Below are 14,260 nucleotides of genomic sequence, written 5' to 3'. Positions count from 1 at the left end.
ATGTGCAAAACGTAGCCCTAATCGTTTCATTAGACTTATGTCACTAAAAACTTATGTCACTAAAAACTCATATCACTCAAATCAGTCTAGCAGAACTTGCGCCAATAAGGAGTCAGACCAGCTGCTGAGTTTTTAATCATAATGATGAGCCGTCAACGCGGATGTTACACCCGCACTTTTATCACGACTTTTCGCACCTGTTGCGGTAAGGCGCTGGTGCCTGGCATATGGATGTCACCTGGGAAAAACAAGGCAAACATCCCTGCTTTTAACGGAATAAAGGCAGCATCTTGTTTATTTGATTCATAGTCGTAATTAGCATAATCGTGGTCAGCAAAATACGCTTTAGACGGCGTTTGGTCTGCTAACGGTAAATAGCCAAACTCTTCCTCGCCGCTAACCACATATTGCACATCAATGTACTTTTCGTGTGCTTCAAAAGGCTGTGTTTCTTTTGGCTTGGTTTGGTAGTCATTTACAATGACAAAAATATCTTTGCCATCTAATGGGTAATTACCGATTTCAAGTTGGCTAAAGTCAGTGTCAGCAAGGTGCGCTAGTGCCGTGGCTAAACGAGGGCTAAGCTGAGTATAAATGTGACGGTTTGCTAGGGTATCGACAATCATAAAAATTCCGTAAGATGTAAACGATAGAAACATGATAACTTGTTAAAGCATACAGTTTTACTGAAAAATCAGCATTAGAAAAATAAGAAGGATTGTACATTGCCTGCATTACGTTTACTTGCTGGACCTACCGCTTACGCACAAATAGAAGCGAATGGCTTAGAACAATCATTATTTACTCAGTTGTTTGCTGCATCAGGCGGGCCGAAGTGGCTTGCCATCGCTGGATTAGATAAATATTTATTCAGTGAATTTTTTCAAGGGCGAGAAGATCCGCTCTATACCATGGGGGCTTCGTCTGGCGCATGGCGTTTAGCCTGTATGGCGCAGCAAAATCCATTGGCAGCTTATGAACGCTTTGAGCATTTTTATATTAACCAACGTTATGACGTGGCTAAGCCGACGCGTGAGCAAGTGAGCGCGCAAGTGCTTAAGATTGTTGACGGTATTTTGGGCGAGCAACAGGGCGCTGATATTTTAGTAAACCCATTAATTCGACATCATATGGTGGCGTGTCGTGCACGTCATTTAAACCGCATCCATGCAAAATTTGGCTTAATGGTCGGTTTGTCGATGGCAGCGGTAAGCAATATTGTTAATCGTAAAAGTTTAGGCTGGCACTTTGAGCGGGTGATTTTAAGTCATAAAGATGCGGCATCTCCGTTTAGACGCTTAAAAGACTTACCCACCAAGCAAGTTCAACTGACTCAAGAGAATATTCGTCATGGCTTATTGGCGACAGGATCGATCCCTTTGTTGCTTGATCCCGTGAAAGATCTGCAAGGATCGCCTAAAGGTCATTATTACGATGGCGGCATTACCGATTATCATTTTGATATGCCATTGCCTGCAGCGACAGGTTTGAGTTTGTATCCTCACTTTTACCCTTACATGAGTCCGGGTTGGTTTGATAAGTCGTTACTGTGGCGCAAAGCCAAAGCTAATTACCACAATGGACTGATTTTAGCGCCGAGTAAGCAATTTATTGCCAGCTTACCCTTTGGTAAAATTCCAGATCGCGAAGATTTTAAACACCTCGATAGCGACAGTCGCATTGCTTATTGGCAACAAAGCGTGCAGCAAAGCCAGGTGCTTGCTGACGAATTTGCTGAAATAGTGGCTAAGGGCAACATTATGGATAGGATTGAACGTCTGTAACCTTGAGTGAAAATGGGACTTTTTTTGTTTGAATTTGTTGTTTGTGTGAAATATAGCCTAATTAAACTAGGTCTAATTAACTAGTCGAGTGCGCGCAATTGCAGGTCAATGTCGTCAGTTAGCATTATTTACGGTGCTTATGTTGTTGAAATATTGACCACTGCTACACTTATTCTATTGATTTGATTTTGGTTCAGTAACTTCACCTTTGGTGTGGGAGGCTGCTATGCAAACACAAGAAATGGCGTTATTAATTCAAGATGGCGTGTTATTGCCCGGTGGACGACTCGAGATCCGTGTTGTGTCACCGTGCGATCTCAGCATGATTGCCCGAGTGTTAAAGGGCCATTATCAACTTGCCTTTGCAGCGCTAAAAGCCAACAGCGAACTCCCTTGTTACATCACCGCCACTCGTTGCAATATCATCGATTTTAATCAATTAGCAGACAACAGTTTAAGCATTGTGATTGAAGGATCGCAGCGAGTAAAAATCTTATCCGCAGCGCAGCAGCGCGATGGCAGCTGGATTGCACGTGCCTTACCTTGTCAAAACTGGAGCCAGGAGCCTATAGCAGGTGAGTTTGAAATTATCAGTGCGGCGCTGGAGCAATTTTATCAAGTGAACCCTGATTTACTTGAGCTGTATTCGCAAGTGCATTTAGAAGATGCCACCTGGGTTAGCCAGCGTTGGCTTGAAGTGTTACCTATGTATAGTCGCGATAAGTTAGTATTAGTTGAGCAGCCAAACTGCCATAAAACCATGGATTTTGTATTACAGTTGCTTAAATCTCATGTCGATGTGTAAGCGGTGCATCAGGGGCGATACACTGATAACATAGGGTGATTACCCTTTGCCAATGTTTGTACATAGCCCATTTTATGCCAAATTCAGACTCAAACGATTCACTCTCAAACGATTTAGCCCTACATTCAACCTCAGCCATCGCGGCGCAACCTTCGTATATTGTGCTACCTAGAGAAAGCGAATTGGCGGGTAAATCATATGCCACCGTTTTTGAGTTTTTGGTTGATCATTTTAAGCAAATTGAGGCCAGCGTATGGCAGCAGCGCATTAATGAAGGCAAGGTGCATTGGCAACATGGTGAGTTAATTGATGCGACGAGTGAGTATCAAGCGACGGCACGAGTCTATTACTATCGTGAGGTAAAGGCTGAAACCAAAGTGCCGTTTTATGAACAAATACTTCATCAAGACAGCGATATCATTATTGTTTATAAACCGCATTTTTTACCGGTAACCCCTGGCGGTAATTTTGTTAACGAATGCCTTGTGCATCGATTACGTATTGCCACACAAATCGATACCGTAGCGCCTGCCCATCGGCTTGATAAAGATACTGCTGGGGTGATGTTAATGACACTAAACCCGCAAACGCGTCATGCCTATCACCAGCTGTTTTTAGACGACAAGATCACTAAAGACTATCAAGCTATCGCCAAGGTTACTCCAGATTTATTAGCGCAATTAGCCGACAACACCTGTGAGTTACCGCTACATTGGACGGTTAAAAATCGTATTGTTGCGGCCAATCCTAGCTTTACCATGCAGGTGGCAGAGGGTGAGGCGAATAGCCATTCTGAAATAAGTCTGGTGGCAGTTAAAGACGGTTTGGGTTTGTTTGAGCTCAGCCCTATTACCGGTAAAACTCATCAATTAAGAGTGCATATGTTGAGTTTGGGTATGCCAATACTCAATGATCGCTTTTACCCGGTGTTACAGCCTAAAGGGCCAGATAATTATGATAAACCATTGCAGTTATTGGCCAAACGCTTACGGTTTAGCGATCCGCTAAGTGGTATTGAACACGATGTTGAGTGTCAGGGATTAGATTTGTTAGCGATGATGTTGTCGATGAAATAAAACCGCCATCGATAAGTCGATGGCGGTTTGGTTTTTAGCATTGATGCATGCTCTTTTACTCAGCTATTTAGCCGTAGCGTGTTTAACCCCTTTGCGGTTTTTCATGGGGTCGCCATCGTAACCTAGGGCTTTCCAATCTAGGCGCTCGCCTTTGTTATGGCAGTCATTACACTGTAATGCTTTGTCTTTTGGGGTCACCATATGGTTGATACGCCACCACATTTCGGTTTCAACAAAACCGTGTTTACCACTGTATTTAAGACCTTTTTCTACCATGGTTGGGTTTGCTTCCATACCCAGTTTAGCGGCGAGATCCCAGTCAAATTTATCCCAATATCCACCTTCACCGTAAGTTTTTGGTGTGAGTAAAATATTAAGTTCTGTGTCGTAAATTTGCTTACCGGTATGCACTTTAAAAGGGTAAATCTTGGCTTTAGGGTCATTAATATTACCTAATGGATAAGCGAGTTTTACCGTTTTAGTCGGGTCAATTTTATCGCCAGCCATGTAGGCGTCGGCGTTGCCATTAAACCAGGCGTATTGTGGTGGCACATCTTTTTGCCAAATAAAGCTGCCTTTCTTTTTGTTAAAGGTGTGCTTGCCATTTTCATCAGTAGTGTCTTTCAAATCTTGCCCTGCAGCAGACCAGTCCCAACGCATTTTTGTTGGTTCTACTTTGGCAAAAGTGGGAATATGACAGGTTTGGCATGCCACGGTTGCGGTATGGGTGTTGAGTTTTTTGTTTTGATGCGGCGCGTCGTCATGACAATTGACACAACCAATTTTGGTTTCTCCTCCAGGTGAAACGCCCATGGCATTACCACTGATTTGATGTTTTTCAGTCACGTGGCATTCTTGGCATTGAAAGTCATTACCGTCGGTGTCCATGTGTACATCGGTTTCGCGATCTGGATAAGACATTGACGAGTCTAAGTCGCCATGTTTAACCGCATCACCACCGCCGCCGTAAAAATGGCAACTGCCGCAGTTATCGCGTACGGGCGCACCAACATTTTGGGCTACTCTGGCTAAGTCTACTTTACCAAATACTTCACCGGCACCCGCTGGGTCTTTCATGTAAGTCCCTGTGGTGTCGTGACACACTAAGCAGTCCACTTTGGTCATGTCTTTAAAATCGAATGTTGAATCTTTCCAACCATAACCGGCATGGCAACTTGTGCAGCGGGGCTCGTTACCTGAAATCGACACACAAAAGTTGTTAATACTGTTCTTTTTACCACGCTTGACGGTACGTCCTGGTAACTCTTGCTCTAGCTCCCATGTCCAGTGAGAAGATTTCATAAAGTCTTCGGCATGTTCTTTATGGCAGGTTAAGCATTGTGTGGTGACTTCGGGACCATTGGCAAAGGGCCCTTGCAGTGCATCTTTGTGATTAAAGGCAGCCTGAGCACTACTGCTTAACATCAGTAATACTGCCAGTGCTGTGAATGTTTTCATGATATGTGTCCTTACCCCTGAGTTTGTGCTCAGGGGGACCAATGAGAAGTTCAAGTTAGAAATTGATGGTCAGTGATGCATTGATGTCGTAGGCGGTGTCGACTACGGGCAACATTGAGTAAGCATTGCCTGCAATCACATCGTCTACTTTTTGTGGTGCACCCACTGGAGAACCACTGCCTGTGTATTCATAGTCGTAGTACAAACCGGCTAACTTGATAAACATTTTAGGATTAATATCAAAGATATAATAAGCTTCGGCAACATGACCGCGGGTGGCTAATTTACTGCCCATAGGGTCATCTTGTGCTTGGGTGAATGGGCTCCAGTATTTAGAACCATAGTTATATTCAAGGCCAAACTTGCCATATGGTGCTGGAATTTGCATTCCCACATATACGCCATAACCGTCTTTAGTGTCAGAGTCGACGGTTGAGGTTGGCACCATAATGATTTCTGTGCCTGTGCTGTTTAATGCCGCTTCAAATACGGCATCACTTAACATGCCACCAAATAAACCCGCATTGCCTGTCGGTTCAGCACGAGTCCAACCGAGTGAGGCAAACATTTTCATGTCTTCGTCTGATTCATAGGCATAGCCTAGGCCACCTAGGTACATATCACCAATCACACTGCTAGGCTGCACTCGGGTAACAAAGTTAAAGTTTTCAAACTTTTGCATATCTTGATACATGGTTGGCGCAAAAATACTGGCCAATTGTGTTGGGAATGCCATGGTGCCGGTGAAGCCGTCGTTTACATCTTTAGCGCCGAATAAGGTGAACTGTAAAAAGTGGTTGCCGTCATTGATGACGTCGATATTAAATCCACCTAGATGGGTATCTTTGGTGATGATATCGCCAAATAATTCACCGTTACCGTATTGTGATTCAAAGCCCTGGCCGTAGCAGAAACGGACCGTTTGGCCTTCAATGCCGGTAATATCGGTTAAGTCATACCCTAACGTTGCACCGTCGAAGTTAAAGTTAACGAGGTGGCCAGAGGGTGTACCGCCGCGAAGCTCATTTTCACGATAGTGACTTGGAGGCCCGTAAGTTGAAGGACGACGACCAATAGACAGGTATGCGCCGCTGCCATTAATGTCTTTCCAGTTAAAGTAGGCGCGCTCAACTTTTAATTCATCGCCACTGGTACTACCGCTGCTAGTGCCGTCCATGGTGAAGGAATTCCATGAATCAAATACTTTAACGCCTGTTGAGTCGCCCCAACTTTTGTACATAGTAAGACGTCCAGCAAAACTGACGTTATCCCACACTTTTGCATTAAGGTTTAGGCGAAGGCGGGTGGTGTAAAAAATATCATTATCGATATCTTGTTGGGTCTTTTGCCCCAATACCATCGGCATTACGCCTTGCAGCATACCGCTTTGGAATGCTGCGGCTAAATCAGGATTGGCCATCATCATTTGCCCTAAAGGTGAGCTGGCACTGCTTGGGTCGCCAAATTCACCGGCCATTGCTTTAGCGGCAAAGTCAGAAAAGTTGACGTTCATGGCGGGGTTCCAGGTGACATTTTGATAGTGTAATGAATGCACTTTCGTTCTAAAGTCACCGGTAATTTCGATTCTGTCTAATGCGCTATGACGTTCAGTTTTGTCAACGCGTGAGTTTAAGTAATCTAAATCTTCAGATATTTCGGCCAACTGCTTTTCTAGTTCGGCAATTTTTTGTACATCGGTGTCAGTTGCTACGGCTGCACCACTCATAAAGAGCGCGTTAGCAACCAGTATTGAGATAAGTGTTCTCATGATGTTTCTCCCCGTATTTGCCTAATATTGAATCAATTAAGCAAATTTTGGTTGTCAGATTCCCTGAGGCTAAGCCTCATTATTTTTTAATTCGATTCGGTTACTGGCTGATGTTGGCGTTTACTCAGAAACGTTGATCAGCTGGGCTGACTTAGCCGCAGGTTGCTGGCTGGTCTGAGTCGGCAGCATGGTCATACAAAAACTGTTGAATATCTTTTAGTTCTTGTTCAGACAATGCCTCAAAAACGGCAGGTTTTGCTTTGTGTTTGTCGCGCGAGAAGAAGCGATCCCATTGGCTCATGGTTTTGCTCATCGGGGTGAGCTCTTGACCTTCGCTATTGGCACTGTGACAGGCTTTACATTCTTTTTTGTACAGGTGTTTACCTTTTTTAGGGTTGCCGCCATCGGCTGCCATGACCTGGCTACCGAGAGATAATGCAATAGCGACTGCGATACCAACTTTAATATAAGTGTTCATCATGTTTATCCTCTATGGGCTTTTATAGGTTGTGCCTTAGCAATATTGCTGTATTGCTTTGCTGTAAATAATGTTACCTAAAAAGAGGTATTGTTAATTTGAAGTAGATCATATTCATGAGAAAAATCTAATTGAAAAAAAGTTAATTGAAAAAAATCTAATGAACTTGTGTGACGCAGATCTATTGCTAATTTGGCTGGATGCTTGATAGGCGGGTTAGGGTATATTTTGAGATGTAAAAAGAGATCGCTTTTAGGGTTAGTTGGCTAATGCCATCACTGATTTAACCACTAAAACCGTGGCGCTGATGCTGCAGAGCACGAGAGTGGCAAGACGGGTTTTGTTTTTATCGACGTGGTTGATTAACAAACCCGAGACAAGATAGCCGCCAATGACTGACGGTAGCAGCATCAGTGACAACCACAAATGCTTTATTTCTACTAAACCGACCACGGCTAAAATGGCTAACGCAATCAGTGAGCTGAATACAAAAAAGGCTGACAATGCCGCTCTAAATTGGCTAGCATCTTGTCCGGCGAGTAAAATCGCCATCGGTGGGCCACCAATCGCGGCGATGTTGCCAAAAATACCGGAGAATACTCCAGCAATAAATAAGCTTATACGGTTGATGGGGGCGGTAATCTTGTAAACACTCAGAATCACGGCAATGTATACGATAGCCGCAATAATTAAGCCGAGTATGGCTTGTGGGGCAAACAGTAATAATCCTGCACCCACAAATCCACCGGGGATCCGGCCGAGTAAGGCGTATTGCAAGCCATTAAATTGCAGGTGACCGCGTTCTCTGTATAAGGTCATTGCCGAAATGGCAAATCCCATAACAATTATGGGGACAGGGACAAGTTGGGGATTAACAATATACAGCAGAGGGCTTGCGACAACGGCTAACCCAAAGCCAATTAAGCTTTGGGTTAGCGCGCCAAAAAAAACGATAACTGATGCCAGTATCAATGTAGATGGATCGATAAATGACATCATAAGTTCTCTATAAAAATATCACGACTTCTTATTAGGGTCGCTTCAAAGTCTGTTGATTAAGTCTGTGGGTTATTCCATTTCTTCCCACTCAATACCCATCTCATCCATTAACTTTTTCGCTTCACTTGGAATGCTATCCGGTTCATCTTTGGATAAATCACCGTCATGAGGTAATGGTTGGCCTGTGTATGCATGCAAAAATGCCTCGCATAACAGTTCACTGTTGGTCGCATGACGCAGATTATTTATCTGGCGACGGGTACGCTCATCTGTCAGTACTTTTAATACTTTTAAAGGGATAGAAACTGTAATCTTTTTTACTTGTTCATTCTTTTTGCCGTGTTCGGCATATGGGCTGATATATTCGCCATTCCACTCAGTCATTAACTTACCCTTAACGATAAATACGGGGCAGATTTTAACCCCTTACAATCTCTAGTCAAATTATTGCTACTATTTAGTGACGATTGCAAATAGATTTCTTTATGTTTAGACGTCTAAACGTCTAATTTAGGTTGACGTACGCTAACCTCTTAGGTAAATTTGGACGTCTAGACATCTATTTTGTGTGTTTGTGAATTTTTAGGAGTCTTTATGACTAAGTATCAAAGCGCCACATTGGCCGTTCGCCAGGGTATAGAATCAGACACACAACATGGAGCCGTAGTACCACCGATTTATTTATCGACCAATTATTCGTTCGACGGCCATAAAAATCCGCGCGAATTTGACTACAGCCGATCAGGCAATCCTACTCGTTGCATATTAGGTGACGCGCTGGCAAAACTTGAGCAAGGTGCAACCGGAGTGGTGACATGCACAGGTATGGCGGCCATTACATTGGTGACCAGCTTACTCGGCCCTGATGATTTATTAGTGGTTCCGCACGACTGTTATGGTGGCAGTTATCGCTTGTTTACCAATTTGGCTAAAAAAGGCCAATTTAAATTAGTGGTTGTCGACCAAACCGATGCTCAAGCATTGAGCCAAGCCATAGCGCAAAAACCTAAAATGGTGTGGTTAGAAACCCCGTCAAACCCATTACTACGCGTGGTTGATATTGAATCGATTAGCCATGCTTGTCGCGACGTTGGTGCATTAGTTACGGTAGATAACACCTTTTTATCACCCATTTTACAGCAACCTTTATTGTTAGGTGCTGATATCGTTATTCACTCAACCACTAAATACATTAACGGCCATAGTGATGTGGTTGGCGGCGCTGTGGTGGCTAAAGATCCTGAATTAGGTGAGCTACTACATTGGTGGTCAAACACCCTTGGGTTAACCGGCTCTGCGTTTGACAGTTACTTAACCTTACGCGGTTTACGCACACTAGCAGTGCGAATTCGAGAGCATCAACGTAATGCACAAAAGATTGTGGAACTGCTTAATGCCAGCGACGTGGTTGCTAAAGTGTACTATCCCGGTTTAAAAGACCATCCAGGTCACGAAATTGCGGCAAAACAACAACAAGGCTTTGGTGCTATGTTAAGTTTTGAATTGCAAGGTGGCGAGGCAGAAGTGGTGGCATTTTTAAATGCGCTGACATTGTTCAGTGTTGCTGAAAGTTTAGGCGGAGTGGAAAGTTTAGTCGCCGTTCCGGCCACGATGACCCACAGAGCAATGGATGCAGAAGCACGCCAAGAGGCTGGTATTAAAGACACTTTATTGAGACTATCTGTCGGCATTGAAGATGCTGAAGATTTGGTTGCTGATATTAAAGCCGGTTTAGCCGCAGTTGCAGCAATTAAATAGCCTGAACTTGGGTAAAATTAGCTTAATTTACGTTTATGTTAGCTGTAGTTTTCGTTAAATAAAGTAAAATAGCAGTCGCAATAAAAAAAGTCGTAGTTGTTTAAGGAGTGCGTAATGGCGCGAGGTCATTTACATAAGTTTGGTGGTTCTAGTTTAGCGGATGCTGATTGCTATCGTCGTGTTGCCCATATTTTACTGACTCATGGTAACAGTGATGATCTTGTGGTGGTGTCTGCTGCCGGTAAAACCACTAACTTCTTATATAAATTACTCAGTTTGCGCGACAGCGGTCAACTTTGGCAAGAAGAGCTGCAAGTGCTCATTAGTTATCAGCAAACCTTAATTGAGCAACTATTGTCAAACGAGCAGGCGCGTGATTTGCGTGAGCGCTTGTCTACCGACAGAGCGCAATTAGTTAGCTTGTTGTCTTTAGAGCAGCACAACGATTATCAGTTAAACCAGGTTGTGAGTTTTGGTGAACGCTGGTCTGCACGCTTAATGGCAGCATTACTGCGCGAAACTGGCGTGGCTGCAACGCATGTTGATGCCTGTTCTATTTTGGTTGCCGACGAAGGATCAGTGCCTAATATTTTAGTGCAAGAGTCGCGCGACAAGGTGCAAGCTTTGTTGGCTTTGCATCCGCAAGAGCGTTTAGTGATTACCGGTTTTATTTGTGCTAACCGCCATGGTGATACCTTATTGCTGGGCCGTAATGGTTCTGACTTTAGCGCCACGCTAATAGCTAGCCTGGCTGACATTGAACGTGTCACCATTTGGACTGATGTTGAAGGGGTGTTTAACGCTGACCCTAACAAAATTAATGATGCCAAATTGCTTAAAAGCATGTCTTTAGCAGAAGCTGATCGCCTTGCGCGTTTAGGCTCGCCTGTTTTGCACTCACGTACTTTGCAGCCATTATTTAACACCGATGTGAGTTTAGCTGTACGTTCAAGCTACGCATCTCACACCGACTTTACCTTAATTGCTCCACTGAGTTCATCGGCTAGCGCACCTGTGGTGACTAACCTCAATGAAGTGGTGTTATTTAGCTTTAAACTCAACACCGAGATTGCACCACTGCTGGCTATTTTAGATCAAGCAGGCCTGACGCCATTAGCATATTGGGAGCTCGCCCAACATAAATTTGAGCTGGCATTTACCCTAGAAAGCCAAAAACAGGTTCAAGCACTGTTGGTAAAACATGGCGAGCAATGGGCGATTGATGAATTAGCCATACAAACTGACCTAGGATTGGTGGCGTTAGTCAGTGCAGATGCACATCATTTTAGACGCAGCTTTGCCCGTTTATTAAGCCGCGATGCCAAACCTGTTTATCAAGACTCGTTAAGCTTAGTGACCTTAGTGCCACAAGCGCAGGTGAGTTTATTAACCCAAAAGGTGCATCGTCGCTGCGCCGGCCCCAGAATGCGCATCGGCGTGTTGCTGCTAGGTGTCGGTAATATTGGCGAAGCATGGGTCGATTTATTTAAGCGTGCCAGCCAAACATTAGATCGCGAACTTGAAGCGTCGGTAGAGCTTATCGGTGTGGTTGGGTCGCAAAAGGCATTAATTTCAAATGACGGTATACGCCTTAATCATTGGCAGCAAGATTACCAAGCCCATGCTACAGATTGGGATTACGACTCATTGTTTGAGCAATTAGCGCAATTGTCTTGTGATGAAATTGTCGCGTTAGACATCAGTGCCAGTGCCACATTAACCTTGCAGTATCCTGAGCTATTTGCACGTGGCATTCATGTGGTGAGCGCAAATAAACTGGCGGGTTCTGGGCCATTACCTTTTTATCGTGAATTAAAGCAACAGCTCAGTAATCGTCGGTTATTTTGGCGTTATAACGCCAGTTGCGGAGCGGGTTTACCGATACAACACGCGTTAAACGATTTGCGTAATAGTGGCGATACCATTGAAGCTGTCGGCGGAATTTTTTCGGGTACCTTATGTTGGTTATTTGAAAACTACGATGGCAGCAAACCGTTTTCGGAATTAGTCCTAGAAGCGCGCGGTTTAGGGATTACCGAGCCCGATCCGCGTGATGATTTGTCTGGCCGTGATATGCAGCGTAAATTGCTGATTTTAGCCCGTGAGATTGGTTTAGCCGTTGAGCTCGATGATATTACGCTTAATTCGTTAGTGCCTAAGGCATTAGCTGAGTTGTCGTTAGACGATTTTTTACCGCGTATTAGCGAGTTAGATGATGACTTGTTACAACAATATGTTGCAGCCGCTGAGCAAAACAAAGTGCTGCGTTACGTGGCATCGTTAGACAAAGTCGAGGGTAAACTGCAGGCCGAGGTCGGTTTGCAGTGGGTAGACAATAATCATCCTTATGCCAACTTAACCCCTGGCGATAATGTGTTTGTTATTCGCAGTGCGTTTTATCAAGGTAACCCATTGATTATCCGCGGCCCAGGTGCTGGACGAGAGGTTACCGCAGCCGCAGTGCAGTCGGATTTAGTGCATATTTGTAAAGACTTACTGCAAGAGTAATATTGATTAAAAAGACCATGTGATGGTCTTTTTTTTCGTCCTCTATTAGTTTTTCGTCCTCTATTAGATAGTGCTGCTTACGATTAAAAGGATATTAAATGCAAAGGCCAACAAAGGAGCAAATTCGAGATTTACCACTTTATGAGGGTATTGGTCTTGATAATATCATCGTTGTCACAAACACCGCTGACGCTATTAGTGCAATAGCAGAGTTAAAAACACACTCTTGCTTAGGCTTTGATACCGAGAGTAAACCTTGTTTTATAAAAGGTGAGGTAAGCGATGGACCTCATTTAATTCAAATAGCCACACAGTCCAAAGTATTTTTATTTCCTACTCAGTTTTATGAACACTTCACTGACATTGCTAAAATACTGTCGGATCCTACGATAAAAAAGGTGGGGTTTGGGCTAAAGGAAGACAGAAAAATACTCTTGAGAAAATTTGGCATTACGTTAACCAATACAGAAGAGCTTTCTTCAAAAGTGATGCGTTTTGCACGCGTTAAACAACGTGTAGGCGCTAGGGTTGCGGTTGCGATGTTTTTTAATCAACGACTATCTAAGAGTGCACAACAATCCAATTGGTCAATATTCCCTCTGCATAACCATCAGAAAAAATATGCGGCAAATGATGCCCATACTGCATTACTCATCGAGCTCGAAATTGAAAGGCTGAGTCAGCAATAATTATACCGGCATGGCTCTTTCACCACTCCATAGGTTTTATTATTCTTAATATTTTCTCTTTTTTGCCGAACGTAGCTACAGAATAAACTCAAACATACATAAATATTTATTATTAAATCAATAAGATTTGATAATTTTTATTAATATCGTGTTCGCCGTAAGATTACTCCATCGAAACAAATGACGAATCAATTAATCGTTTTTAGGAGTAAGTTATGAAAATGAATCACGTAGGTTTAATGGTTGGCGACATGGATAAAGCGGTTGAGTTTTATACCAAAGCGCTAGGGTTACGAGTGGTAATGGGTAACACTAAGGTGCAAGAAGAGCGCAAAACGGCGATTGGCAGAATGTGTGTCGCTGTATTTGGTGAAGGCTTTAAAGGTTTTAACATTGCGCACTTAGTCACCACCGACGGTATTGGTGTTGAGTTGTTTGAAATGATCGATCGCCAAGAGCGACACGACGTTGACTTTACGCGTCTTGGTATTTTTCACTTTTGTTTGCAAACAGATGACTTTGAAGGTGCAATTGCACGTACCGAACAATATGGCGGCAAGGTGCGTATGGATATTATGCGTTACCACCCTGAAGACGATAGCAAACCCGCTAAAATGGTTTATTTAGAAGATCCGTTTGGTAACCTATTTGAATTCTACTCGCATACTTATGAAGAAACGTACGCTTCTGATTACGCGTAAGTTATACCGTTGAACCTCACCCCAAAGCGACCTTAAAGGTCGCTTTCTTGTTTTATACCAATCCGCATTAATAAATGACCACTCAGAATGCAACCAACGACTTCAATCAAGTCTTTAAAATAGATTCATTTGAATCGGTTTTACTTATGGGAGAAGTGTTATGCCACTAAATCGTGTGATTGATGTTTTTTTAGCTTGACATAGCATGCAGTTAAACTAGTATATGGACGTATAGA

13 protein-coding genes are annotated in these 14,260 nt (G+C 43.5%); 7 read left to right on the top strand and 6 right to left on the bottom strand.

The features are described from left to right. Window positions 1–164 precede the first annotated feature (164 nt). On the bottom strand, window positions 165–626 hold the full coding sequence (locus AC19MV_RS08810; protein ID WP_160056070.1) for a NanQ anomerase/TabA/YiaL family protein: 462 nt from the start codon (window positions 624–626) through the stop codon (window positions 165–167). 99 nt (window positions 627–725) lie between these two features. Here AC19MV_RS08810 and AC19MV_RS08805 point away from each other — a divergent pair, with 99 nt between their 5' ends. From AC19MV_RS08805 to AC19MV_RS08795, 3 genes are all read left to right on the top strand, one after another. Next, window positions 726–1,784, top strand: coding sequence for an alpha/beta hydrolase (locus tag AC19MV_RS08805; protein WP_498307051.1), 1,059 nt, complete (start codon window positions 726–728; stop codon window positions 1,782–1,784). A 226-nt stretch (window positions 1,785–2,010) separates the two neighbouring features. Further along, window positions 2,011–2,589: an LON peptidase substrate-binding domain-containing protein gene (locus tag AC19MV_RS08800; protein ID WP_432400109.1), complete on the top strand. Its 579-nt coding sequence runs from the start codon at window positions 2,011–2,013 to the stop codon at window positions 2,587–2,589. A gap of 74 nt (window positions 2,590–2,663) precedes the next feature. After that, on the top strand, window positions 2,664–3,665 hold the full coding sequence (locus tag AC19MV_RS08795; protein WP_498307049.1) for a pseudouridine synthase: 1,002 nt from the start codon (window positions 2,664–2,666) through the stop codon (window positions 3,663–3,665). A 63-nt stretch (window positions 3,666–3,728) separates the two neighbouring features. On the opposite strand, the gene AC19MV_RS08790 is transcribed toward AC19MV_RS08795, so the two are convergent. The 5 genes from AC19MV_RS08790 to metJ all read right to left on the bottom strand — a co-directional run bounded on the left by AC19MV_RS08790 (window position 3,729) and on the right by metJ (window position 8,752). Continuing rightward, window positions 3,729–5,123: a tetrathionate reductase family octaheme c-type cytochrome gene (locus AC19MV_RS08790; RefSeq protein WP_498307047.1), complete on the bottom strand. Its 1,395-nt coding sequence runs from the start codon at window positions 5,121–5,123 to the stop codon at window positions 3,729–3,731. 55 nt (window positions 5,124–5,178) lie between these two features. Beyond that, on the bottom strand, window positions 5,179–6,891 hold the full coding sequence (locus AC19MV_RS08785; RefSeq protein WP_432400106.1) for a DUF3373 domain-containing protein: 1,713 nt from the start codon (window positions 6,889–6,891) through the stop codon (window positions 5,179–5,181). A 151-nt stretch (window positions 6,892–7,042) separates the two neighbouring features. Then, window positions 7,043–7,372: a c-type cytochrome gene (locus AC19MV_RS08780; RefSeq protein ID WP_498307046.1), complete on the bottom strand. Its 330-nt coding sequence runs from the start codon at window positions 7,370–7,372 to the stop codon at window positions 7,043–7,045. 255 nt (window positions 7,373–7,627) lie between these two features. Beyond that, window positions 7,628–8,368, bottom strand: a complete 741-nt coding sequence (locus tag AC19MV_RS08775; RefSeq protein ID WP_498307044.1) for a sulfite exporter TauE/SafE family protein — start codon at window positions 8,366–8,368, stop codon at window positions 7,628–7,630. Between the two features lie 69 nt (window positions 8,369–8,437). Beyond that, window positions 8,438–8,752, bottom strand: a complete 315-nt coding sequence (gene metJ, locus AC19MV_RS08770) for a met regulon transcriptional regulator MetJ (protein ID WP_160056923.1) — start codon at window positions 8,750–8,752, stop codon at window positions 8,438–8,440. 210 nt (window positions 8,753–8,962) lie between these two features. Between metJ and metB the strand changes: the two genes are divergently transcribed. The 4 genes from metB to AC19MV_RS08750 all read left to right on the top strand — a co-directional run bounded on the left by metB (window position 8,963) and on the right by AC19MV_RS08750 (window position 14,024). Then, window positions 8,963–10,126 carry a cystathionine gamma-synthase gene (metB, locus tag AC19MV_RS08765; protein WP_498307042.1) on the top strand — a complete coding sequence of 388 codons (1,164 nt, stop codon included), beginning with the start codon at window positions 8,963–8,965 and terminating at the stop codon, window positions 10,124–10,126. A gap of 114 nt (window positions 10,127–10,240) precedes the next feature. Beyond that, the gene (locus tag AC19MV_RS08760; RefSeq protein WP_498307040.1) at window positions 10,241–12,634 is read left to right on the top strand and encodes a bifunctional aspartate kinase/homoserine dehydrogenase II; all 2,394 of its coding nucleotides are present in this window, start codon (window positions 10,241–10,243) and stop codon (window positions 12,632–12,634) included. Between the two features lie 98 nt (window positions 12,635–12,732). After that, on the top strand, window positions 12,733–13,323 hold the full coding sequence (locus AC19MV_RS08755) for a 3'-5' exonuclease (protein ID WP_498307039.1): 591 nt from the start codon (window positions 12,733–12,735) through the stop codon (window positions 13,321–13,323). A 215-nt stretch (window positions 13,324–13,538) separates the two neighbouring features. Further along, window positions 13,539–14,024: a VOC family protein gene (locus AC19MV_RS08750; RefSeq protein WP_498307037.1), complete on the top strand. Its 486-nt coding sequence runs from the start codon at window positions 13,539–13,541 to the stop codon at window positions 14,022–14,024. Window positions 14,025–14,260 lie beyond the last annotated feature (236 nt).

The sequence above is a fragment of the Shewanella sp. MF05913 genome, assembly GCF_059758095.1.
Note: the sequence above shows the minus strand (reverse complement) of the source record. Positions and strands in the feature narration are given on the sequence as shown.